The sequence below is a fragment of the Shewanella waksmanii genome, from assembly GCF_043643685.1.
GTDB classification, from domain to species: domain Bacteria; phylum Pseudomonadota; class Gammaproteobacteria; order Enterobacterales; family Shewanellaceae; genus Shewanella; species Shewanella waksmanii_A.
The window spans coordinates 1-22,116 of the sequence record NZ_JBHZSN010000026.1 but is presented as its reverse complement, the minus strand read 5'-3'; the positions used below and the strand labels follow the sequence as shown (position 1 = coordinate 22,116).

The following is a 22,116-nucleotide window of genomic DNA, read 5'->3' as shown; positions in this document are numbered from 1 at the left end:
AAAATACAAAACGCCCGATGAAGTTCATCGAGCGTTTTAAACTGAAAAAGTGTCAACCTATTTCAGGACTAGTCACCCTTTATAGTAGGGACAATAGGCTAGATTGATTAGTGACTGCGAGCAGCAGCGATTTCCGCTAGCGAAATTAACGCTTGCTTATAATCACTCTCCGGCAGTGGTGCAAGGGCCGCTATCGCTTTCTCTGACTCTTCTATTGCACGTTTTTCTGTATAAGCAAGTGCGCCACAACTCTGCAGAGTTGTCATAATGGTTTCGATATGCTCAGTACCATCACCTTGCTCAATCGCTTCACGGATCAGCTTGCTTTCGGTTTCATTACCATTAGCGATGGCATAGATAAGCGGTAAAGTGGGCTTTCCTTCTGCAAGGTCATCACCAATATTTTTGCCTAGCTCTTCTGCATCAGCCGTGTAGTCGAGCAAGTCATCGGTTAATTGGAATGCGGTGCCTAGGTACTTACCGTAATCAGCAAGGGCATTTTGAACATCAACTGGGCTATCGGCAAGCACACCTGCTAATCGTGTAGCGGCTTCAAATAGCTTGGCCGTTTTACAGTAAATGACCCGCATATAACTTTCTTCTGTGGTGTCAGGGTCATTACAGTTCATTAGCTGAAGTACTTCGCCTTCAGCTAATATATTGGTCGCGTCTGCTAAAACCTCTAGTACTTGCATACTGCCTAGTTCGGTCATCATTTGGAATGAACGTGTATAGAGGAAGTCACCAACAAGCACGCTTGCGCTGTTACCAAATAATGCATTGGCAGTTTCGCGGCCGCGTCGTAGCATGGACTCGTCAACAACATCATCATGCAATAGCGAGGCGGTATGGATAAACTCGATGATTGCAGCAAGCTTTAAATGAGCTTCGCCTTGATAGTCGATTGCGCGGGCAGCCAGTATTGATAGCAAAGGCCGCATACGCTTGCCACCGCCGTTGATAATGTAAAATCCTAATTGGTTAATTAGGGCAACATCAGATTCAAGTTGTTTATAGATTAGCTTGTCGACATTTTTCATGTCGTTTTCGGCTAACTGACGAATGGCATTCAAATCCATATTTAGGCTCTACCGTTAGGATACGTTAAAAAGGTCGCATCCAAGTTAATGCAAAAATGTTATAATATTGCGATTCTACCTAAAAATGCGCAGCAAGACAGTATTTGTGAGTCAATGTGGGAGTAATTCCGATCTTTTTTTGATCAAAGTGAATTAGGACTTGTCAGGCCGCTCTAGTTAGCGTAAACTCCGCGACCATTGTCATTAAAGCTTTTATAGCACCCAGCTTAAACAAAAAAGTCTGCGTGTTAGAAATATCGGAGTAAAATAGCTATGTACGCTGTTTTTCAAAGTGGTGGTAAGCAACACCGTGTTGCTGCAGGCCATACTGTACGTCTAGAAAAATTAGAAGTTGCTACAGGTGAAACTATCGAATTTGACCAAGTTCTATTGGTTGCTGATGGTGAAACTGTACACGTAGGTGCACCTTTAGTTGAAGGTGGTAAGGTTATCGCTGAAGTTATCAACCACGGTCGTGGCGAAAAGGTAACTATCCAGAAGTTTAACCGTCGTAAGCACCACGAAAAGAAAATGGGCCACCGTCAGTGGTTCACCGAAGTTAAAATTACAGCTATCAACGCTTAATTAGGAGTCTAACTCATGGCACATAAAAAAGCTGGCGGTTCTACTCGTAACGGCCGCGATTCAGAAAGCAAACGTCTTGGTGTAAAGCGTTTCGGTGGTGAATCAGTTCTTGCTGGTAACATCATTGTTCGTCAACGTGGTACTAAGTTCCACGCTGGTACTAACGTAGGTATTGGTCGTGACCATACTCTATTCGCTTTGACTGACGGTAAAGTTAAGTTCGAAGTTAAAGGTCCTAAGAACCGTAAGTTCATTAGCATCGAATCTTAATCTGAGCGCAAGCAAACGATTATAAATAGAGCCCTGCCTTTGGCGGGGCTTTATTGTTTCTATAGAAACTAAAATCAATGTAAGTATGCTGATACCTACATTGCATGTGACTGCTGAATGACGACTGATTATCCAGCAGTGTAAAGAACATTGTTTTTTTGGCGACCCGAATAGATAGCAGATATAATTTCTCTATTCTGTGGTGTCAGGAGTGGTTATGAAGTTTGTCGATGAAGCAATTATCAGAGTAGAAGCTGGTGATGGCGGTAGTGGTTGTGTCAGTTTTAGACGCGAGAAATATGTTCCAGATGGTGGCCCGGATGGTGGCGACGGTGGTGACGGTGGCAGCGTTTATTTACAAGCTGATGAAAACCTCAATACACTGATTGATTATCGCTTTGAGCGCTTCCATCGAGCTGAGCGCGGTGAGAATGGCCGCGGTCGCGATTGTACCGGGCACGGCGGTAAAGATTTGATCTTAAAAGTCCCTGTGGGAACTCGAGCTGTTGATGAAGAAACCGCTGAATCTCTAGGTGACTTGACTACTCATGGTCAGAAGTTGTTGGTGGCTAAAGGTGGCTTCCACGGCCTAGGCAATACCCGTTTTAAGAGCAGTACCAACCGCGCACCTAGACAAAAAACGCTTGGTACACCAGGCGAAGTTCGTAGTCTTAAATTAGAGCTGATGCTACTAGCGGATGTGGGATTACTCGGCATGCCAAATGCGGGTAAATCTACCTTTATCCGTGCCGTATCTAGAGCTAAGCCTAAGGTTGCCGATTATCCATTTACTACCTTAGTGCCCAACTTAGGTGTAGTTACACCTCGCCACGGTCAAAGCTTTGTGATTGCTGATATCCCAGGTTTGATTGAAGGTGCTGCGGAAGGTGCGGGTTTGGGGATTCGCTTCCTTAAGCACCTGGAGCGCTGCCGTGTGCTGCTGCATATTTTAGATATCGATCCGATTGATGGTAGCGATCCGGTTGATGCCGCACGTGCGATTGTTGGCGAATTAGAAAAACACTCTCCTAAACTGGCCAGTAAGCCGCGTTGGTTAGTATTCAACAAAACAGATCTACTGTTAGAAGAAGAGCTTCAAGAGCGTGTTGAGCGTATTGTGCAGGCGCTAGATTGGCAGGGCGATGTTTACACTATATCTGCCTATAATCGCGAAGGAACCGAAGCACTGACTTTGAAGTTAGTTGACTTTATTGAGTCGTTACCAGAAGAAGAAGTCGCTGATGCTGACGCTGAAGTAGAATTCAAGTGGGACAACTATCATAAAGACTCAATTAATGAAGAGTACGATGATGATTTGGACGACGATGACTTCGATGATGACGACTATGATGTTGAGATCATTTATCAGCGATAATTTATCAGCGGTGGCATTAACTTGAGGGCATTGTGTACGCTGATAGTCAAAATGATATCACCCGGCAAGTGGTTCGGGTGGCGCAGTTACTACTCGCCTACGGTGCTGATTCTGAACTTGTTGAAGAGATCAGTCAGCGCCTAGGGCTTGCTCTTGGACTCGGCAGCGTTGAGCTGTCCATTTCTTCCAACTCTCTTGTTCTCACCAGTTTAGTACACGGTCGCTGTATCACCACCACCAGACGCATTCGTGAACACGGCATTAATATGACCATCGTATGTGAGCTACAGCGGATTTGTTTGTTAACCGAGAAAGGGTTATATGGCCTTTCAGAGGTGCGCAAGCGGGTTAATCGCATAGAGCCTAGAAGCTATCCTAAGCGTTTTTTAGTTCCCATGATAGGCCTTTCCTGTGCCAGTTTTTGTCACCTATTTGGCGGCGATATTACCGCGATTTTGCTGACGTTTATTGCCAGCTCTGTGGGGATGTTGGTGCGTTTATTCATTGCTAAGCACCATGTGAATCTGCTGGTGAATTTTGCGATAACGGCGTTTATTACTGTTGCTATTGCTCAACTTGGTTATCACATTGATATCACTGCCACACCTAAGTTACCTATGGCTGCCAGTGTGCTAATGCTAGTGCCAGGCTTCCCGATGATCAATGCTATTTCTGATATGGTGAAAGGGCATTTGAATGTTGGCATCGCAAGGTGGGGGCATGCCACTTTATTAACCATGGCGTCAGTGGTTGGGATCACTATGGCAATGCAACTCGGTGGGCTATTGTAATGAGTGTTTTATTCTCTACTCTACTTAACGATGCGATTTTCTCCGCTATTCCTGCCGTTGGCTTTGCTATGGTGTTTAATGTACCTCGGCGTTATCTTGGTTACTGTGCTTTAGCCGGCGCGCTAGGACACAGTTGCAGAACACTATTGATGCACTTTAATCTACCTATAGAATGGTCAACGTTTATTGCCGCTGCGCTTGTGAGCTTACTGACCATTCAATTTGCAAAACGTCACTTAGCGCCGCCTCTTATGTATGCGGTTGCCGCCATCATCCCAATGGTGCCAGGCACTTATGCTTTTAATACTGTGATAGCGCTAGTGCAGTTGTCTACGTTGCCAGCGATCACTACAGAGTTGCTTGATAGTGTTGTCAGTAATGGCTTAAAAACCGTATTTATTCTGGGTGCGTTAGCCGTGGGTCTAGCGTTGCCAAACTTGCTGTATTATCGAACCAGGCCTGTAGTCTGATGTTATAACAATAATGATAAGCTAAGCGTTAAATTAAGGAAGAACAATGAAGATTGCTATGATTGCTGCAATGGCAAATAACCGCGTTATCGGCAAAGACAATCAAATGCCATGGCATTTACCTGAAGACTTAAAGCACTTTAAGGCGATGACAATGGCAAAACCCATTGTGATGGGACGTAAGACTTATGAATCTATTGGCCGCCCCTTACCAGGACGACATAATATTGTCGTCTCTCGCCAAGCTGACTTAGTAATAGAAGGTGTGAGCTGCGTAACCTCAATTGAGCAGGCGATTGAAATAGCAGGTAATTGTGAAGAGTTGATTATTATGGGCGGTGGCCAACTTTATCAAATGATGTTGTCTCGCGCAGATAAGCTATACTTAACAGAAATTGACTTAGATGTTGATGGTGATACCCATTTTCCAGTGTGGGATGATGGCAGTTGGCAGAAAGTCAGTGAAGAATCGGCAATTAGTGCTAGTGGGCTGCAATATTCCTTTATCAACTTGGTAAAAAAGTGTTAAATTATGGTAGTGAATTTGTTCCATCGTGGTAAGTGGGGCGATGATACCTGAGTAGCAAAACTTCACTTGATAAAAACAATAATGACTAAGGAGTATCAGATGCGTCTGTTACCTACGACGATTGCTGCGATTATAGCGGCTTCAGCCGTTTCAATGCCAGCGGCACAAGCTAACGATCAACTCGCGGCGAATATCTGTAACTATGTACAAGCGGATGATAAAAACCGTTTACGTAAAAAACTAAAAGAAAATCGCGTTAAGTTACGTAATATCTATTCTGGCGTATCTTGTAGTGGTGATAGCATTTTAAGAGCAGCGATGAAAAGCAATGCCAATGATGTTGGAACATTTGTTGCTAAGCGCTTGTCTGTTGCTGATCTAAAAACTGCTGAAGCTGATGGCAGCACTATTGCACAGTGGGCTGAAGCAAATGGCTTTGGTGGTAGCGCAACCGCAACTGCGATTAAAGAGCGTATCGGTAACTAAGACTGCAATACCGAACTAATAACTAAAATTGCCGAGCTAAGCTCGGCATTTTTATTGGTGTTGCAACTATCATGGTTTTGATTAGATCTTAAACTCACCAACAGATGCTTGAAGCTCTTCTGCAAGTTGCGCTACTTGTTGGCTTGACTGGGCAGTTTGTTCTGCGCCTGTTGCTGTTTCTTCGGATATAGCGGCAATATGCTCCAGTTTTTCTGAAACTTGCTGGCTCACTAAGTTCTGTTCTTGTGCAGCATGAGCAATATGAGTACCAGAGTCATGAGCTTGATGAACAGCTTCACTAATACTTTCTAATGCCGCGTTAGCTTGTTCTGTCTTATCAACGCAAGAGCTAGCTTGATTACGGCCTAATTCCATGACCGACACTGCTTCCTGTGTGCCTTGCTGAAGCACCTCAATCATCTGTTGAATCTCTTGGGTCGAATCTTGCGTTCGCGATGCGAGGCTGCGAACTTCATCAGCCACCACGGCAAAACCACGACCTTGTTCACCCGCCCTTGCTGCTTCAATTGCAGCGTTTAGTGCTAGCAGGTTAGTCTGTTCTGCAATACCTCGGATAACATCCAAAATAGAGCCAATAGAAGCACTGTCAGAGTGTACTTTATTGATCACGGTGCCAGCTTTAGCAACTTCATCGGCAAGTGCCAAAATAGTACGTTTATTCTCATCAGCTATGGCGCGCATATGCAGAGCTTCATCGTCAGCTTGTTTGATTTGGTGTAAGGCATCATCGGCACTACCGGTAACCTGCTCAGCTGACGAACTGAGCTGTGTTGTTGCAGTGGCAACTTGATCAACCTGACTCTTTTGCTCTTGAATACCGGCAGTCGTTTGCGCTGTGATAGCAGAAGTTTGTTCTGCGGCTGCCGCCAGTTGATTCGATCTATCTAAAATCCCTTGAATTAGGGTTCGTAGACTATCGACTAAACGGTTACAGTTACGAGACAGTTCGGCAAATTCATCATGGCCGCTATCGTCAAGCTTATGGGTTAAGTTGCCTGATGCAAGCACATTAAGTGCATTATTCACTTTATCTAATGAGCGAGTTAATGGACGTACCACAGCAATGCTGACGATAATCGCCACGATAATGGCAACCAGTACCAATGCCAATGTGTTGAAGCTGGCGCTATCAATGTCGGCAATGGCTGCGTCGCTTATTTGAGTCGATACTCGTTCAATAGAGCGGGTTAGGGTTTCCATGTTGCTACTAACATTAGCCACATCTTTAGCAACTTGGTTCAACATGTTGGTTGCAGAAGCGTCGAAATCTAATTGACGTCCTTTCATGTTTTGAATTGAGTTACTGCCATTTAGCATAGCTAACACTGCTGAAGCTTCGTTGTTAATGTCTTCTAACATGCCTGCATCAACGGTGCCTTCAGCATGACGAGTCATATAATCGAGCTTGCCTTTTACTTCATTTAAGATGTACTCAAGTTCTTTGGCAATGGTCTGGTACTTAGACTTATCCTCTGCATTGACCAGATCAATGGTGCTGCTAACCACACCACTTAGGCTGTTATCAATGTTGCTTGCCGTGGCAGCAATCTCTTGTTCAGTGATATTTTCGCTGAGTTCTAGATCGATAAGATCGAGTAATAAAGAGGCCGCATCGTCAGCGACTAATTCTAAATCTTCGAGTTTTGTTGCAAGCTTTTCTTGGGTGACAAGTGAGTTTTCTCGGGTTTGCATCATTTTCAAACTATTGGCACTAAACTGCTGATAGCTTTGATTAACCTTATTAATTGTTCCCGAAATGTCGCCCGCTTGGCCACTGACGATAGACTTTAAATTATTAAGCTCTGCGGTGAATTTGTTGCCGTGACGATTAAAGGTGCTTTCGATAGAGGGTAGCTGAGATGATTGAGTGCTATGAAAAGCGGTGAGTAGCTGCTTTTCCTGTTGAGAGATACTTGATATCAGACTGTTGCTGGCTTCAAGTGCTGGGAGACTCAGCTCTTTTAGCACGATAGTGCTATTTTTAATGTTACTGTTGGTAAACATTGATGCTGCGCCAAGGGCGATTAGCAATAATGTCACCACGCTAAACCCACCAATGACTCTAGTGGCTACATTTAATTTCATAGGGCACTCCGGTTGTAATTTTTATATCCCTAACAAAAAAGCTTTATATTTCAGGGCTCGAACGGCTAGCTTATATATCGGCCATGTCAGTCAGTAGTTTAACTCTTTTTTAACCTTTTTTGGGTAATTTTTTGATCTGCTTCCTTGTGCCACAGTGTTAAATGCTCTCCCCAGCAGCAACCTGTGTCTAAAGCTTGAAGACCTGGCTGTTGAACTTTGCCCATCAGTGCAGCCCAGTGCCCGAAAACCAAAGTAAATTTAGGGTGAGTTAAACTTGGGTGTTCAAACCATGGTGTTAACCTCGGGTCATTAACGTCGCTCGGTGGCGTTTTACAGGCAAAATCGAGTCGACCATCTTGATGCAAGTAGCGCATTCGAGTTAAGGCGTTGATACAGTAAATATGCTGGGATAGCTCAGATAAGTCGCCTTGGTCATGATCAATTGCGTCACCATACATGTGCACGATTAGCTGTTGTAAGTAGTCCTTGGATTGTAAGACTTGGCTGACGCTATTGGCTTGTTGTTGTAGTTTGGCGAGATCCCAATGGGGAGGAACACCTGCATGGCTCATTATGAGCTGACTTTGTGCATCATAACGATATAGAGGTTGTAATCTTAACCAGTCTATTAAGGTTGTGATATTAGGAGCAGTAAGAAGTTGTTGCAGATTATCTTTGGGATTTGCCCGCTTAATGCCATTGTAAACAGCCATGAGGTGAAGGTCATGATTGCCTAATACCACTTTGGCAGAGTCACCTAAGTCGTGCAAATACTGCAGTGTTTGTAAAGAACCTGGACCTCGAGCAACTAAATCACCAACGGCCCATAGTTCATCTTTTGAGGCGTTAAAATCAACTTTTGCTAATACGGCGATGAGCTCATCAAAGCAGCCTTGAATATCTCCAACAAAATAGGTGGCCATAGTGTCCTAGTTTTCCATAAGTAGCATCGACGTTAGTGCAACAAGCCTGGCATCGAGAGGCGAAATGCTGGGATCACCGCTTTAAATTCAGTGCCATCTTCTAACTCCATACCATAATAACCTTGCATTATGGCAAGTGGTGTTTCAGCAACTGTGCCACTGGTGTATTGATAGGCGGCATCTGGCTCGATGGTTGGTGTTTCGCCAACAACTCCAGCGCCTTGTACTTCACTGTGGTGACCATTGGCATCAGTTATGCTCCAACACCGGGTTTTTAAGGTCGCTGGCTTGTCACCTAAGTTGATAATGGTGATGGTATAACTAAATAAGTAACGCTCTTCATCAGGAGCTGATTGCTCTTCAATGTATTGGGTTTTTACCTCAATACGGATTGAGGATTCTAGTTCAGTCATGGAAAATCCTAACAAGGCTCGGCAAGGGTTAGCTTGCCGATGGTGAAGTTAATTATGCTTTGCTTGCGTATAAGTTGGCCATGGCAACATATTGCTCAACGGTGATTTGTTCAGGCCTTTTGCTAGAATCAATGCCGAGTTGAATAAAGTCATCGTCAGAGAGCATATGCTTGAGATTATTACGCAGCGTTTTACGACGCATATTAAACGCGGTTGTACATAAATGTCTTAGCACATCCACATCACTACACGGGTAGGGTTTATCTTTATAAGGGACTAATCTCACTACCGCAGAATCAACTTTGGGTGGTGGAGTAAAGCACCCAGGCGGCACCTCTAAAACCGGCATTACTTGGCAGAAGTATTGCGCCATCACTGTCAATCTTCCATAGGCTTTAGTGCCTGGCGCTGCAGATAGGCGTAATACCACCTCTTTTTGCAACATGAAATGCATGTTTTCAATGTGGTCTGCAAATTCAAAAAGGTGGAACATCAACGGGGTTGAAATGTTATATGGTAGGTTACCAAACACCTTGAGTTGTTTGTCATCTTTAATTAGCTGGCTGAAGTCAAACTGCAGTGCATCACCTTGATGGATTTCCAGCTTATCCTTTAAGGTCGGGTGCACTTTCAATCGTTCAACTAGATCTTTATCAAGCTCAACCACAGTAAGCTTATCGATGCTTTCAGCGACAGGCTCTGTCAGTGCAGCTAACCCTGGGCCAATTTCAACCATGACATGGTCATTGTCTGGCGAAATCGCGCCGACAATGCGGTTGATGACGTTTGTGTCGGTTAAAAAGTTCTGGCCAAAACGTTTTCTGGCGGTGTGGCCTAAATGGACTTTATTACTCATTAGTTATCTTGTGACTCGTTTGTCTTTGCCAACTCTATGGCTTTGTTCAATGCGCAGACAAAACTGCCGATATCAGCATCTCCTGTGCCTGCTAGTTCTAGTGCAGTACCGTGGTCAACTGAGGTTCGAATATAGGGTAAGCCTAAGGTGATATTCACCGAGTTACCAAAACCTTGTGATTTGAGTACGGGTAAGCCTTGATCGTGATACATGGCTAATACCACATCTGCATCTTCTAAATATTTGGGTTGAAATAGGGTGTCTGCTGGTAGTGGCCCAACTATTTCCATACCTAATTCTCGCAATTCGTTGAGTGCAGGAATGATGGTATCTATCTCTTCTCTACCTAAATGACCATCTTCACCAGCATGGGGATTTAAGCCACATACGTATATTTTAGGCGAGGGAATCGCAAATTTATTCACCAGATCGGTATGCAAAATTTTAATAATTTGATGCAAGCGATCGCGTGTAATGGCTTTTGACACATATGCCAACGGAATATGAGTTGTTACCAGTGCAACTTGCAGGCCTGGTGCTGCCAACATCATCACGACATCTTGGCAGTTTGCTTGGTTAGCAAAAAACTCTGTATGACCACTAAAAGGAATACCTGCTTGATTGATAATACCTTTGTGAACCGGGCCCGTTACGACGGCATCAAATTCACCGTTCATATTTTTTTCGCCAGCATAACGCAGTGTTTCAACTACATAAGCGCTATTTTGCTCATTTAATTTGCCGCATTGTGCTTCCGTCATCAATGAAAAAGGCGCGATGGTGAGCGTACCTGCTTCTTGAGCTTTTGGCGCTTGCCCCGGTTGATAGGGTCTAAGCGATAGCGATAAGCCGAGTTGTTTGGCTCGAGAGCTTAATAATTCGGGATCGGCACAAACAACAAGCTCAGCAGGCCAAGACTGCTGAGCAAGTTGGATGACTAAATCCGGGCCTACGCCGGCGGGTTCACCCGGCGTAATAGCGATTCGTTTGGTCGTCAATATTTTTAACCTCGATTAAAATTCTCATCGAACACTTCGATATAGGCTTCTGAACGCATTTCATCTAACCAGTTTTGTAACTCTTCGTTGAATTTACGGCGGAAGATCAACTGGTGAGCCCGGTTGGTGTTTACTTTATCCGTGGCGTCTGTTTTACGTCGTTCTTCTAATTGAACGATGTGCCAGCCGTGGCTCGAGCGAAACGGTTCGCTAATTTCATCAATCTCTAATGCGTCCAAAGTTTGTGCAAAAGCGGGCACGTAAGCTGTTGGCTCTGCCCAACCTAATTCGCCGCCTTTCGTCGCTGAACCTGGGTCTTCAGAGTATTGGCGGGCTAGAGCTGCAAAATCAGCATCGCCTGCGCGCAGCTGCGTCACAAAGCTATCTAGCATCGCTTTAGCTCGTTCTTCAGATAAAATAGGTGATGGTTTAATCAGAATGTGACGCGAACGTACTTCGTCAATTTCTTGGGTTTGTAAACCGCGAGCATCTAAAACTTTGATGATATGGAAGCCTGCACCGCTACGGATTGGGCCAATAATATCATTGGTTTTGGCACCAACCATGACTTCGGCGAATAGGGTCGGCATTTCATTGATATTCATGTAATCCCAAACACCACCCTCAAGCGCTTTAGGGCCGGCTGAAGAAGCGATAGCAGTTTGTTTAAAATCTGCATCATTGTTCAATCTTTTCAATACGGCATCAGCACGTTTACTTGAGTTTTCAAGCTGCTCACTATTTGGATTACTTGGCACTTCAATGAGGATATGGCCGATTTGATATTCAACCTGTTGCATGCCTTGTTCTTGGATCATTTGAACTAGGTTATTAATTTCTTGAGCAGAAACTTGTATACGACGTTGAACTTGAATACGTTGGATTTCACCTAAAGTGATTTCTTCACGTAGTTGCTCACGGTATTGTCCCCAGCTCATGCCATCAGCCTCAACTTGCTGCTGCATCTGCGCCACAGTGACTTTTTGTTCTTTTGCGATGTTTTCAATCGTTTGGTCCAGTTGAAGATCACCAATATGCAGGCCCATGCGATCGGCTGTTTGCATTTGTAGACGAGTCATGATGAGGCGTTCAATAACCTGTGTACGTAAAGCTGCATCAGAAGGCAGAGCTTGCCCTGCAGCTTTTGCGTTGGCTTTAACGGTTTTAATCATGTTGACGATTTCACTTTCCAGTACAATGCCTTCATTGATCTGTACAGATACGCGATCTAATGAGTTCTCAGCGGCTAAGCTTGTGTGGCTCATAGCAAGTGCTAAAAAAGCGATAATCAGTTTTTTACAGGGTCTCATCCACAAAAATCCTTGGTTTTATGGGGCTGATACGCATATTTCGTATCGGCAAATTAATTCATGTTGATACATTGGACTCTCAGTCCGTATCTTGGTTCAGCACAAATGTACTGATTTGCTCATATTAATTCTTTAGATAGAGCGGTTTTCGATAGTTAAACAAGCCATCATTTAGCATATCACCGACGCCCAGCGGACCAGAACCACCTAAACCTTTAATGACGAAGTTAAGATATACACCGCTTTCAAATAGCTCGCGATTTTCTATCGTATCACTTAGGTCGTCATCATAGTTGGTTTTAATTCGGTAGTGATAACTTAATCTCACTGCCCAACAACAGGACTCATATTGAAATCCAGTATAGGTTTCTACGGCTCTACTTTCATTAAGATCATAATACCAATTACCAACAAGATATAAACTATCGGTTAGTGGCCACGCAGCCCGCATACCAGTTTGGCTGATGTTGACTGATTCATTGGTATTACTATTCACTAGGTCGGGTACATAACGATAGCTAAATTGAATTAGCTTGTTGGCACTCGGGCGAAAATCTAAGGTGATTTCACTTTTCTTATTTTCACTGAGCTTAGTATCGTACTGGATTGCTCCGCCTATAAACCAGTCATTATAAATCTGAGTATTGAGTTCTGCAGCTAACACCGAGTTTGAAGTAGCTTCTTGGGTGTAATTGGTACCTTGGAAGTTGAAGTCACCAATGCCCACTTCACTGTCTTCAAAGTAATAGATTTGACCAATACTGAACTTGAATTTCTCACGATTTTGTTCATCAAATAAACGGGTGGTTAAACCTAGCGTCATTTGGTTAGCGTCTGCGATACGATCAAGTCCTGAAAAGCGGCGCTCACGGAATAGTCCATGATAATCTTCTTGTAATTGCGCAGTATCGTAAATACCAATGTTGGATTGGTCTTTGTAGCCTACGTATAAATATTGAAACTGCGGCTCAAGAGTTTGACGATAGTTTTGCTCAAAAAGATTGGTAAAACGTTCGAAATTTATCTGACCATGTAATCTGACCTGCGGCAGTGTTCGGTTAACACTACTGTCTAGCTCATCAGTCCCTTGGTAACCATTCTGCTGCTGCCAATAATTGGTCTGCAGTAACTTTAACTCACTGGTAAACGAGCCAGCAGGCCCATGAATTGGTAGCGATACACTAGGCTCTAAATGCAACCGTGTTGCCGTTGCATATTGGTTTTCTGTATGGGCAAAATTAGTGGCTTCACTGGTAAAGTCAAAGTCCAAACCATGCCACAGATTTGGTGAGCGATAGTTAAAGTTGATTTGCGGCATCACCTGATAAGGCTTTTCGTCTTCACCAAGCACTTTAATATCTTGCACCCGTGCGCTGACATCCCAGTTCGATTCAAAATAGGCGATTTCACCAATACGAGATAATTGGTTGTCAGTGGCGCGGTTAACATCTGAATTCAAATCGTTGAAGTAGTTGTTATCTGAAACGTCAGTGTAATTGGCTAACACTCGCCAGTTTTTATTGATGGCGCCTTGATGTTCCCAGTGATAAAGATAGCGATCTTTTTTACTTTCAAGCATGCCGTCGCTACCTAGATATTCGACATTTAAACGACCAGCTTGATCGTCACCTGCCAAATAGCGGAAATCAGACTTTAAAAATAACCCTCTCGCCGACATATAGTGAGGCGTAAAAGTTAAGTCATATTCAGGTGCAATGTTCCAATAATAAGGGGTCGCAAGTTCGACACCATTTGTGGTGCTGGTGCTAATGGTTGGAAAAAGAAAGCCCGATTTACGTTTTTCCGACACTGGGATTGTCATATACGGGATATAAAAAACAGGTACATTGCCAATTTTTAGTTTGGCATCCCATAGCTCTCCCCACTCTTCAGTGCTATCAATTTTAATCCGCTCAGCCTCAAGTAGCCATGAAGTATCACCGGGTGGACAGGTGGTGAAATTAGTATTACTTAGGTGCAAATTATTGTCGGGGGTAATTTCAAGTTTCTCTGCTTCACCGTGAATTTGTTGGCCGTGCATCCAATATTGAGCGCCACTTAATGTGGCGCTGTTGGTTCGCATTTGGGCAATCAACGAATCAGCAGTAACAGTAAACATGCTGTCTTGAAACACGAGATTACCGTTGGCATCGAGGCGTTCTTCTGCTTGATCGAGCACTGCGGTATCGGCCGCAATATGGCGACTTCCCTGAGAGAAGGACACATCGCCATTAAAGCGCGCTTTGTCGCCCATTTTGGCTGATGAACTATCAGAAATAATCTTAATTTGTTGCAGATTTAGTGGTGTGTCTTGTTGTGGCGTTGTGGTGTAACGCTTAACAGGCGGCTCTACAATACATTGATCCGTCGGCGCTAATTCGGCCGTCTCGTTTGCCAAGACTAATTGAGGGAAAAGGCTGATAGCCAATAAATATCGGATTTGCATCTTTAAATTATTTTTAGATTTCTTAGTCTAGACAAGTCACTGGAGAGAAACGTCGCATCCATTATTATCTGCAACTGCTGCAAAAGTCGGTACAATACCAGACTATTGCCGTTTCCATTTTGCATTATAATAAAGCAATTTTTACCTAAGAGCCATGAGGTGCCCTTGTCTGATCTAAGATTTATTGCCCTAAAAGACTGGTTGGCGACTAGATTGTGTACAGATTTTCAAATAAAGCTGATTTCAGGTGACGCAAGTTTTCGTCGCTATTTTCGGGTGCAATTACCAACGAGTTGTTATATCGCTATGGATTCACCACCCGAATTGATACCGGTGCAGCCATTTATTGATTTAGCAAAGGCTTACCAAGAGCAGGGCATTTTGGTGCCCCAGGTTATTGAGCAAAATATTGAGCAAGGTTTCCTGTTGCTGAGCGATTTAGGCGATGTGCAACTGCTGTCCTGCCTCAATGAAAACACCATGGTCGACTATTATGCTCGGGCGATTGATTTACTGGGCTCCGTTTTTGCGGTGACGGTCAGTGCACAGCAACCGTTACCAACTTATGATGCCCAATTTGTGATGAAAGAGCTGGCGATTTTTTCAGAGTGGTTGTTAGGCAAACATCTCAACATGTCGTTATCGGCGTCAGAAACACGCATGTTAGATGATGCGTTTAAAAGTTTGACCGATAATGCCATGGCGCAGCCTCAGGGCGGTATGCATCGTGATTACCATAGTCGCAACATCATGATAAAAGACGACGCGTTAGCTGTGATTGATTTTCAAGATGCGGTGATTGGCCCTGTGACTTACGATGCAGTTTCTTTACTACGTGATTGCTATATTCGCTGCAGTGATGCCACGTTAGCATTGATGATGCGCCGCCATTACGATTTACTCATCCAACGCGAGTTAATCACAGCCGATGTCAGTTTTGCGCAATATCGCCGCTGGTTTGACCTAATGGGTATTCAACGTCATTTAAAAGCCGCAGGTATCTTTTGTCGCTTAAACTACCGGGACAGTAAGCCAGCCTATATGGCCGATATCCCGATGACTTTACAGTATATCGTTGATGTGGCCGCCACATATCCAGAATTGCATGCGCTGAGAGATTGGCTCATTGAAAAGGTGCAAAATCAGTTTGAGGCAGTAGCATGAAAGCGATGATTTTAGCCGCAGGGCGTGGGGAGCGTTTGCGCCCGCTTACCGACTCAATACCTAAACCATTAGTACCGGTGCATGGTAAACCACTGATTGAGTATCACATAGAAAAGCTCGCAGCCATCGGTATCAAAGATATTGTGATCAATCATGCGTGGTTAGGCGATAAAATTGTCGACCATTTAGGCGATGGTTCGCGTTGGGGAGTTGATCTGCATTTCAGTCAAGAGCGCACAGCGCTTGAAACCGCAGGCGGTATTAAGCAGGCGTTACCATTACTGGGCGATGCCCCATTTTTTGTGATCAATGGCGATATCTACGTTGACCAGTTACCTATTGATGCAGAGCTTGTCCAACAAGGAGCCAGCGCACTATTAGCTGGGAATCAAGCACATCTTTGGTTGGTTGAAAATCCTCAGCATAATTTAGCTGGCGATTTTGCGTTACAAGGCTCACAAGTTCTACTTTCTGGTCAGCAGCAATATACCTTCTCGGGCATGGCAATTTATCTGCCAAGTTTATTTGATGATCTGGTAGAAAAAGCGGCGCCGTTAGGGCCTTTATTAAAACAGAAAATAGCTCAGCAGGCGGTGGTGGGTAATGTGTATCAAGGGTATTGGTGTGATGTGGGCACATTAGCAAGGCTTGAAGAGGTTGAGCGGCGCCTAGCTGCTAAGCTCGGAAATAAAGTTTAATTATTAAGGTATAACATGCGTATTTGGGGCAAGTTTTTTGGCGCTGCCATCGGTTTTATGTTTGGTAAGATTATTGGCGCGGTAATCGGGTTATGGCTTGGGCATCTGTATGATAAAAAACGTGCCGAACTCGAAGGGATAGTTGGCAAAGGCAGTGATAGGCAATCGCTATTTTTTAACACCACTTTTGCGGTTATGGGCCATGTTGCTAAAGCTTCAGGTAGGGTGACTGAGAACGACATCAGAATGGCGAGCATGTTGATGGATCAAATGCAGCTAAATGGTGATGCGCGAAAAGAAGCACAAAAGGCATTTAATGAAGGCAAAGCCAGTGACTTTGATTTGCAGGCGTGCTTGAAAACCTTTCGTCTGTTATCAATGGGGCGTAAAGAGCTTTTACAAATGTTCCTCGAAATTCAGATTCAGACGGCATTATCTGATGCTCAACTCGATGCAAAAGAGCGCAGTGTCCTTAACTTGATCGCCAAAGAGCTAGGGTTTACCGCTGGGCAATTAGATGCACTACTTAAACGCTGGCAGGCTGAGTTTAGTTTTCATCAAAGCGGTAGCCAGCAGACATCTATTGAAGATGCGTACAATGTACTGGGTGTTGATGAAGCCAGTTCAGATCAGCAGATCAAGCGAGCTTATCGCAAGTTAATGAATGAACACCACCCGGACAAGTTGGTCGCCAAAGGGTTGCCAGCAGAGATGATGGAATTAGCCAAAACGAAAGCACAAGACATTCAAACAGCTTATGATAGAGTTAAGCAGGAAAGAGGAATGCGTTAATAGTTAGTTATTTATCACACTATAGGGACAGCATATGAACAAAACTTATTTGGCAGTGGCTTTGGCGGCACTTGTGACCAGTCAAGCTCAAAGCGCCGAGCTGTTTGTAGCGCCTTTTGGCGGTTATAGCTTTGCAGCGAGTGAACTCGATGTTGTAGAAGTTGATACTGAAGATAGTGGTACGTTAAAGGTTTCTGAGTCTGCCAATTATGGGGTGATGTTAGGTTTTAACACCAAAGATCCGGGTAATATTTATTTTTTATATAGTCGCCAAGATTCCGACTTACGCTCTGGCGGCAACTTCAGCGATCAAGTGGTGACTGATATTACTGTGGACTACTTTCATGTTGGCGGTACGCTGTTTTTCCCTAACGGTGATTTTAAACCGTATGTTACTGCAAGCTTAGGTTTGACCCATATGAGTCCAGCTGGGCAATACAGCAATGAGTCACGTTTTTCCATTGGTTTTGGCGGCGGCATTGAATATGCTATCGCCCCATCGGTTGCCCTATTTGCCGATGTTCGGGGCTACGGTACCTTTATGAGCAGTGATAGCAGCCTATTCTGTAGTGATGGCTTTTGTAAGTGGACCATCGATGCTGAAACCATGTGGCAAGGACAAGCGAATGCCGGGATTAAATTCACCTTCTAATCGCGGAGCTTAGTGATGCAACTTGTGGTGTTAGACGGGTTTACATTAAATCCCGGTGATATTAGCTGGCAGGGTTTTGCTGACATAGCAGAGTTGACTGTATTTGATCGTACCGCTGATGAGTTACGTTATGAGCGTGCAAAAGATGCGGTTGCTATCCTCACCAATAAAACGGTTTTGGATAAGGCTCTGCTTGAGCGCTTGCCTAAGCTTAAATACATTGGGGTGTTGGCTACAGGGACTAACGTTGTCGATATTGAGGCGGCTACACAGCAAAATATCGTGGTAACCAATGTACCAGCTTATGCGCCAGATGCGGTGGCACAAATGGTGTTTGCCCATATATTGACCCATACCCAACGAGTTGCGTCCCATCATCAAGCGGTTATTGACGGGAAGTGGCAACAAGCAGCGGATTTTTGTTTTACCTTGTCGCAGCTCACCTCTTTAAAGGGAAAAACGCTAGGCTTACTGGGTTATGGCGCTATCGCTCAGCAAGTGGCGCGTATTGCCACTGCATTTAACATGCAAGTGCTTGTCCATACTCCAAGCGTTAAGCGAAGTTTGCCCACTGGAGTAACCTGGTGCAGCTTGACTGAGCTATTTAGCGATAGTGACATCTTGTCTTTGCATTGCCCGCTGACACCGCAAACGGCAGGTATCATTAATCGGCACCATTTAGGTTTAATGAAAGCATCTGCACTGCTTATTAATACGGCCCGAGGGGGTTTGGTTGATGAATCAGCATTGGCGATTGCCTTGCAAGATAAACAGATTTCTGGTGCAGGTATTGACGTATTGTCAACTGAGCCGCCAAGTGCTGATAATCCGTTGTTAACAGCAAAAAATATTAGCATAACCCCGCATAATGCCTGGGCCACGAAAGAAGCGAGAGAAAGTCTAATGGCGATTGCTGTGGAAAATTTTGCCAGCTTTAAAGCTGGCAAAATTCGTAATCAAGTGAATTAACTGACAAGTCTTTTTACCTAACTTATCTTTATTTGTCTTCACTTCTCTTCTCTTTTCTTCACTTCTCTATGCATTGTAGTCATCCAGCCACTAAACGACATTGTAGTGGCTGGTGTCACGGTGTTACAACTTAACCTTAACCGTACCGGCAGCGTTAACGGCATCACTGATCGCACTGTCAATGCTGGTTTGGCGAGCTAACGCCACGCCTAAACGGCGACGACCATCAATATCTGGTTTACCAAATAATCTCACCTGGGTATTGGCTTGCTCAAGGGCTTTTTCAACACCTTCAAAGCCGATGTTGTTGGAAGTACCTTCCGCTAGAATCACGGCAGATGCTGAAGGACCATGTTGCTTAATATTGGCTATTGGCAATCCTAAAATAGCGCGGACATGCAAAGCAAACTCAGAAAGATCTTGGCTTATCAAGGTTACTAGCCCAGTATCGTGAGGGCGAGGTGAGACTTCTGAGAAATAGACTTCGTCACCTTTAATAAACAGCTCGACACCAAATAAACCATAGCCGCCGAGTGCTTCAACCACTTTTTTACCTATCGCTTGCGACTTTTCTAGCACCGTCGCTGACATGGCTTGTGGCTGCCAAGATTCTCTATAGTCGCCGTCTTCTTGGCGATGACCGATGGCATCACAGAAATGGATTCCATTCACTGCACTGACAGTTAGTAGAGTAATTTCGTAGTCAAATTTGATAAAACCTTCGACGATGACTCTTCCTTGTCCTGCGCGTCCACCTTCCTGAGCGTATTGCCAAGCTGAAGCAACATCTGCTTGCTCGCGAATAACGCTTTGTCCTTTTCCAGACGAGCTCATTACCGGTTTAACCACACAAGGCATGCCAATGTTGGTAACCGCTTGTTCAAACTCTTGCTCAGTATCACAGAAGAAGTAAGGTGAGGTTGGAATCCCCAATGTTTCTGCCGCTAGACGTCGAATTCCCTCCCTGTCCATGGTCAGTTGAGTTGCCTTAGCTGTTGGCACCACATTGACGCCTTCAGCTTCCATTTCCACTAATGTTTGGGTTGCGATCGCCTCAATCTCGGGGATCACATAGTGAGGCTTTTCCGCTTCAATGACCTCGCGCAGGGCATTGGCATCTAGCATATTGATCACATGACTGCGATGAGCCACTTGCATTGCAGGGGCATTAGGGTATCGATCAACGCCAATCACTTCAACGCCCATACGCTGAAGTTCTATGGCGACTTCTTTGCCTAATTCTCCACAGCCGAGCAACATTGCGCGGGTGGCATTTGAAGAGTTTGGAGTGCCTATCATGTTGGGTACCTTGTCGGTTAATTGTTATTAAATTGATTGTCAGCGGCTTAGCCAGCAATAGCGAGCTATCATAGCTTGAAGCTAGCGCTAGTGTGTGTTTCAAAATTGACAGTGTGTGATAGATCACCAAACTGATGTTTAATCCACTGAAAAATTGCTGGATTTGCTACTAAAATGTTGGGAAGATGTTGATTGAGGCGTTAATCCTTAATTTACAAAACAAAGCCAGCAAAAGTCGCAGGATTGCGATGGGGACTGTTAAGGAGCGAATGGTGTTCTTAGATTACTTTGCGTTAGGCGTGCTATTTTTTGTGGCTATTTTCATTTTTTACGGAATTATCGTTATTCATGATATCCCCTATGAAATTGCCAAAAAACGTAATCATCCTCAACAGGATGCGTTGCATGTAGCAGGGTGGATTAGTTTATTTACCTTGCATGCGATATGGCCATTTTTGTGGATTTGGGCGACCTTATACCGTGAAGATCGTGGCTGGGGGTTTGATGACGTAGCTAAACGAGAGATTGAACTCGAAGATGACGTTAAGAAGCTCACTAAGACGGTTGAGCAATTGCAACAACAGGTCGCTGAATTAAACGGTTCTGCAGCAAAGAACGTTAACGAGTCGGGAGATAAATAAACATGGATTTACTACTTATTCTGACTTATGCGGCTATCTGTATTGCAGTATTTAAAATATTTAAAATCCCGCTTAATAAGTGGACGGTGCCGACGGCGATTTTAGGTGGTGTGTTTATTGTTGGCGCATTAGTGCTACTGATGAACTATAACCACCCTTATACACCTTTTGCGAAAGAGATTTTTGTCACTGTACCAATTAACCCAGCGGTGCGGGGAATTGTCACTGAGGTTGAAGTTGAGCCCAATGTGCCTCTTAAAAAAGGTGATGTGTTATTTCGTATTGACCCACGCCCATTTGAAGCTATTGTGCAGCAGAAGCGTGCAGGCTTGGCAGCAGCAGAGCTAGAGGTACCGCAGTTAGAAGCGCAATGGCAAACGGCTTTGGCGAGTGTTGAGCGAGCGGTCGCGGATAGAGACAGAACTAAATCGGCTTTTGAACGCTATGAGAAAGGCCGTAAACGTGGTGGCGCAAATTCTCCATTTACAGAGCTTGAACTGGATAACAAACGTCAGTTGTATTTAGGCTCTGAAGCTGCTTTGTCTGCAGCGCAAGCACAAGAGCTGCGTGCAAGATTAGCTTATGAGTCCAATGTTGATGGTGTTAATACTAAGGTTGCAGGTATTCGTGCTGAACTGGATAAGGCACTGTTCGATTTAGAGCAGACTGTAGTGCGAGCACCAACAGATGGCATGGTTACCCAAATGCTATTGCGCCCAGGCATTATTGCAGTGCCAATGCCTTTGCGCTCTTTAGTAAGTTTCATTCCTGATGAAGAGCGTTACTTTGCTGGTGCATTTTGGCAAAACTCGTTATTAAGATTGAAAGAGGGTGATGAGGCAGAAATCATTTTAGATGCCGCTCCTGGAGAAGTGTTTAAGGGCAAAGTGGCGACTATCTTACCGGCAATGGCTGAAGGTGAAATGCAATCTCGAGGCCTATTGGTATCGGGTATGGCATTAATGCCCCGAGGCCGCTCTATTGTGCTTATTGACCTTGAAGCCGATGATATGAAGACACGCTTTCCTGCCGGTGTTGCTGGTCAAGCTGCTATTTATACCGAGCACTTTGCTCATGTGGCGGTGATGAGGCGGGTGATTTTAAGAATGCAGGGCTGGTTAAACTACTTGTTCCATTAATTTATCGTTGATTAAAAAAGAGGCGTAAAGCCTCTTTTTTTGATGTCTATGACCCGTCCTAAATAACGTTGACACTTTTCAAACCTTTTTTGGAGAGTGTTATGAAATCAATAGTTAAGCGAACT

The 22,116-nt window shown here is 44.3% G+C and carries 23 protein-coding genes; 14 read left to right on the top strand and 9 right to left on the bottom strand.

Going from position 1 to position 22,116, the window contains the following annotated elements; all coding sequences use genetic code 11:
• Window positions 1-107: 107 nt before the first annotated feature.
• The gene (gene ispB / locus ACHUFW_RS21650) at window positions 108-1,079 is read right to left on the bottom strand and encodes an octaprenyl diphosphate synthase (RefSeq protein WP_394206032.1); all 972 of its coding nucleotides are present in this window, start codon (window positions 1,077-1,079) and stop codon (window positions 108-110) included.
• 273 nt (window positions 1,080-1,352) lie between these two features.
• Here ispB and rplU point away from each other — a divergent pair, with 273 nt between their 5' ends.
• The 7 genes from rplU to ACHUFW_RS21615 all read left to right on the top strand — a co-directional run bounded on the left by rplU (window position 1,353) and on the right by ACHUFW_RS21615 (window position 5,585).
• A complete protein-coding gene (gene rplU / locus ACHUFW_RS21645) occupies window positions 1,353-1,664 on the top strand; it encodes a 50S ribosomal protein L21 (RefSeq protein WP_028772565.1) in 312 nt (103 codons plus the stop codon).
• Window positions 1,665-1,679: 15 nt separating this feature from the next.
• Window positions 1,680-1,934 (top strand): 50S ribosomal protein L27, encoded by a 255-nt coding sequence (gene rpmA, locus ACHUFW_RS21640; RefSeq protein WP_394206030.1) that lies wholly within the window; start codon window positions 1,680-1,682, stop codon window positions 1,932-1,934.
• 217 nt (window positions 1,935-2,151) lie between these two features.
• Window positions 2,152-3,309 (top strand): Obg family GTPase CgtA, encoded by a 1,158-nt coding sequence (gene cgtA, locus ACHUFW_RS21635; protein ID WP_394206028.1) that lies wholly within the window; start codon window positions 2,152-2,154, stop codon window positions 3,307-3,309.
• Window positions 3,310-3,341: 32 nt separating this feature from the next.
• Window positions 3,342-4,100 carry a threonine/serine exporter family protein gene (locus tag ACHUFW_RS21630; protein ID WP_394206026.1) on the top strand — a complete coding sequence of 253 codons (759 nt, stop codon included), beginning with the start codon at window positions 3,342-3,344 and terminating at the stop codon, window positions 4,098-4,100.
• Entirely contained in the window at window positions 4,100-4,570 is a 471-nt protein-coding gene (locus ACHUFW_RS21625) for a threonine/serine exporter family protein (protein WP_394206025.1), read from the top strand. Before ACHUFW_RS21630 ends, ACHUFW_RS21625 begins: the two co-directional genes overlap by 1 nt.
• Before the next feature lie 46 nt (window positions 4,571-4,616).
• A complete protein-coding gene (folA, locus tag ACHUFW_RS21620) occupies window positions 4,617-5,099 on the top strand; it encodes a type 3 dihydrofolate reductase (RefSeq protein WP_394206023.1) in 483 nt (160 codons plus the stop codon).
• Between the two features lie 99 nt (window positions 5,100-5,198).
• Entirely contained in the window at window positions 5,199-5,585 is a 387-nt protein-coding gene (locus ACHUFW_RS21615; RefSeq protein WP_394206022.1) for a DUF3718 domain-containing protein, read from the top strand.
• 81 nt (window positions 5,586-5,666) lie between these two features.
• Here the strand turns inward: ACHUFW_RS21615 and ACHUFW_RS21610 are convergent, their stop codons facing one another.
• The 7 genes from ACHUFW_RS21610 to lptD all read right to left on the bottom strand — a co-directional run bounded on the left by ACHUFW_RS21610 (window position 5,667) and on the right by lptD (window position 14,637).
• Complete coding sequence (locus tag ACHUFW_RS21610) at window positions 5,667-7,691, bottom strand: methyl-accepting chemotaxis protein (protein ID WP_394206020.1); 2,025 nt, start codon at window positions 7,689-7,691, stop codon at window positions 5,667-5,669.
• Between the two features lie 98 nt (window positions 7,692-7,789).
• Window positions 7,790-8,614: a symmetrical bis(5'-nucleosyl)-tetraphosphatase gene (locus ACHUFW_RS21605; protein WP_394206019.1), complete on the bottom strand. Its 825-nt coding sequence runs from the start codon at window positions 8,612-8,614 to the stop codon at window positions 7,790-7,792.
• 32 nt (window positions 8,615-8,646) lie between these two features.
• The gene (gene apaG, locus ACHUFW_RS21600) at window positions 8,647-9,027 is read right to left on the bottom strand and encodes a Co2+/Mg2+ efflux protein ApaG (protein WP_394206018.1); all 381 of its coding nucleotides are present in this window, start codon (window positions 9,025-9,027) and stop codon (window positions 8,647-8,649) included.
• A 52-nt stretch (window positions 9,028-9,079) separates the two neighbouring features.
• The gene (rsmA, locus tag ACHUFW_RS21595) at window positions 9,080-9,883 is read right to left on the bottom strand and encodes a 16S rRNA (adenine(1518)-N(6)/adenine(1519)-N(6))-dimethyltransferase RsmA (RefSeq protein WP_394206016.1); all 804 of its coding nucleotides are present in this window, start codon (window positions 9,881-9,883) and stop codon (window positions 9,080-9,082) included.
• Window positions 9,883-10,881: a 4-hydroxythreonine-4-phosphate dehydrogenase PdxA gene (pdxA, locus tag ACHUFW_RS21590; RefSeq protein WP_394206014.1), complete on the bottom strand. Its 999-nt coding sequence runs from the start codon at window positions 10,879-10,881 to the stop codon at window positions 9,883-9,885. Before pdxA ends, rsmA begins: the two co-directional genes overlap by 1 nt.
• Window positions 10,882-10,886: 5 nt before the next feature.
• Window positions 10,887-12,191: a peptidylprolyl isomerase SurA gene (gene surA, locus ACHUFW_RS21585; protein ID WP_394206013.1), complete on the bottom strand. Its 1,305-nt coding sequence runs from the start codon at window positions 12,189-12,191 to the stop codon at window positions 10,887-10,889.
• 124 nt (window positions 12,192-12,315) lie between these two features.
• Window positions 12,316-14,637: an LPS assembly protein LptD gene (lptD, locus tag ACHUFW_RS21580; protein ID WP_394206011.1), complete on the bottom strand. Its 2,322-nt coding sequence runs from the start codon at window positions 14,635-14,637 to the stop codon at window positions 12,316-12,318.
• Window positions 14,638-14,796: 159 nt separating this feature from the next.
• On the opposite strand from lptD, the gene ACHUFW_RS21575 reads away from it, so the two are divergent.
• Genes ACHUFW_RS21575 through ACHUFW_RS21555 form a run of 5 tightly spaced genes read left to right on the top strand, consistent with a single transcriptional unit; the run spans window position 14,797 to window position 18,912 of the window.
• Window positions 14,797-15,801: an aminoglycoside phosphotransferase family protein gene (locus ACHUFW_RS21575; protein ID WP_394206009.1), complete on the top strand. Its 1,005-nt coding sequence runs from the start codon at window positions 14,797-14,799 to the stop codon at window positions 15,799-15,801.
• Window positions 15,798-16,499 (top strand): N-acetylmuramate alpha-1-phosphate uridylyltransferase MurU, encoded by a 702-nt coding sequence (murU, locus tag ACHUFW_RS21570; protein WP_394206007.1) that lies wholly within the window; start codon window positions 15,798-15,800, stop codon window positions 16,497-16,499. The genes ACHUFW_RS21575 and murU overlap by 4 nt, the downstream gene beginning before the upstream one ends.
• Before the next feature lie 15 nt (window positions 16,500-16,514).
• Entirely contained in the window at window positions 16,515-17,291 is a 777-nt protein-coding gene (gene djlA / locus ACHUFW_RS21565) for a co-chaperone DjlA (protein ID WP_394206005.1), read from the top strand.
• A 34-nt stretch (window positions 17,292-17,325) separates the two neighbouring features.
• Window positions 17,326-17,943 (top strand): outer membrane beta-barrel protein, encoded by a 618-nt coding sequence (locus tag ACHUFW_RS21560; RefSeq protein WP_394206003.1) that lies wholly within the window; start codon window positions 17,326-17,328, stop codon window positions 17,941-17,943.
• 15 nt (window positions 17,944-17,958) lie between these two features.
• Window positions 17,959-18,912 carry a D-2-hydroxyacid dehydrogenase gene (locus ACHUFW_RS21555; RefSeq protein WP_394206035.1) on the top strand — a complete coding sequence of 318 codons (954 nt, stop codon included), beginning with the start codon at window positions 17,959-17,961 and terminating at the stop codon, window positions 18,910-18,912.
• Between the two features lie 123 nt (window positions 18,913-19,035).
• Here the strand turns inward: ACHUFW_RS21555 and purT are convergent, their stop codons facing one another.
• Window positions 19,036-20,211: a formate-dependent phosphoribosylglycinamide formyltransferase gene (gene purT / locus ACHUFW_RS21550; protein ID WP_394206001.1), complete on the bottom strand. Its 1,176-nt coding sequence runs from the start codon at window positions 20,209-20,211 to the stop codon at window positions 19,036-19,038.
• 272 nt (window positions 20,212-20,483) lie between these two features.
• Between purT and ACHUFW_RS21545 the strand changes: the two genes are divergently transcribed.
• Both ACHUFW_RS21545 and ACHUFW_RS21540 read left to right on the top strand, forming a co-directional pair.
• Window positions 20,484-20,852, top strand: coding sequence for a DUF3302 domain-containing protein (locus tag ACHUFW_RS21545; RefSeq protein ID WP_394206034.1), 369 nt, complete (start codon window positions 20,484-20,486; stop codon window positions 20,850-20,852).
• A 2-nt stretch (window positions 20,853-20,854) separates the two neighbouring features.
• Entirely contained in the window at window positions 20,855-21,991 is a 1,137-nt protein-coding gene (locus ACHUFW_RS21540) for an HlyD family secretion protein (RefSeq protein WP_394205999.1), read from the top strand.
• Window positions 21,992-22,116: the final 125 nt, after the last annotated feature.

What these genes read in the sequence shown, in the direction of transcription:
- rpmA (WP_394206030.1), top strand. Translation starts at nt 1,680, where the DNA reads ATGGCACATAAAAAAGCTGGCGGTTCTACTCGTAACGGCCGCGATTCA.
- lptD (WP_394206011.1), bottom strand. Translation starts at nt 14,637, where the DNA reads ATGCAAATCCGATATTTATTGGCTATCAGCCTTTTCCCTCAATTAGTC.
- ACHUFW_RS21560 (WP_394206003.1), top strand. Translation starts at nt 17,326, where the DNA reads ATGAACAAAACTTATTTGGCAGTGGCTTTGGCGGCACTTGTGACCAGT.
- ACHUFW_RS21540 (WP_394205999.1), top strand. Translation starts at nt 20,855, where the DNA reads ATGGATTTACTACTTATTCTGACTTATGCGGCTATCTGTATTGCAGTA.
- rplU (WP_028772565.1), top strand. Translation starts at nt 1,353, where the DNA reads ATGTACGCTGTTTTTCAAAGTGGTGGTAAGCAACACCGTGTTGCTGCA.
- surA (WP_394206013.1), bottom strand. Translation starts at nt 12,191, where the DNA reads ATGAGACCCTGTAAAAAACTGATTATCGCTTTTTTAGCACTTGCTATG.
- folA (WP_394206023.1), top strand. Translation starts at nt 4,617, where the DNA reads ATGAAGATTGCTATGATTGCTGCAATGGCAAATAACCGCGTTATCGGC.
- ispB (WP_394206032.1), bottom strand. Translation starts at nt 1,079, where the DNA reads ATGGATTTGAATGCCATTCGTCAGTTAGCCGAAAACGACATGAAAAAT.
- rsmA (WP_394206016.1), bottom strand. Translation starts at nt 9,883, where the DNA reads ATGAGTAATAAAGTCCATTTAGGCCACACCGCCAGAAAACGTTTTGGC.
- ACHUFW_RS21610 (WP_394206020.1), bottom strand. Translation starts at nt 7,691, where the DNA reads ATGAAATTAAATGTAGCCACTAGAGTCATTGGTGGGTTTAGCGTGGTG.
- apaG (WP_394206018.1), bottom strand. Translation starts at nt 9,027, where the DNA reads ATGACTGAACTAGAATCCTCAATCCGTATTGAGGTAAAAACCCAATAC.
- ACHUFW_RS21625 (WP_394206025.1), top strand. Translation starts at nt 4,100, where the DNA reads ATGAGTGTTTTATTCTCTACTCTACTTAACGATGCGATTTTCTCCGCT.
- purT (WP_394206001.1), bottom strand. Translation starts at nt 20,211, where the DNA reads ATGATAGGCACTCCAAACTCTTCAAATGCCACCCGCGCAATGTTGCTC.
- ACHUFW_RS21605 (WP_394206019.1), bottom strand. Translation starts at nt 8,614, where the DNA reads ATGGCCACCTATTTTGTTGGAGATATTCAAGGCTGCTTTGATGAGCTC.
- murU (WP_394206007.1), top strand. Translation starts at nt 15,798, where the DNA reads ATGAAAGCGATGATTTTAGCCGCAGGGCGTGGGGAGCGTTTGCGCCCG.
- ACHUFW_RS21555 (WP_394206035.1), top strand. Translation starts at nt 17,959, where the DNA reads ATGCAACTTGTGGTGTTAGACGGGTTTACATTAAATCCCGGTGATATT.
- cgtA (WP_394206028.1), top strand. Translation starts at nt 2,152, where the DNA reads ATGAAGTTTGTCGATGAAGCAATTATCAGAGTAGAAGCTGGTGATGGC.
- djlA (WP_394206005.1), top strand. Translation starts at nt 16,515, where the DNA reads ATGCGTATTTGGGGCAAGTTTTTTGGCGCTGCCATCGGTTTTATGTTT.
- ACHUFW_RS21615 (WP_394206022.1), top strand. Translation starts at nt 5,199, where the DNA reads ATGCGTCTGTTACCTACGACGATTGCTGCGATTATAGCGGCTTCAGCC.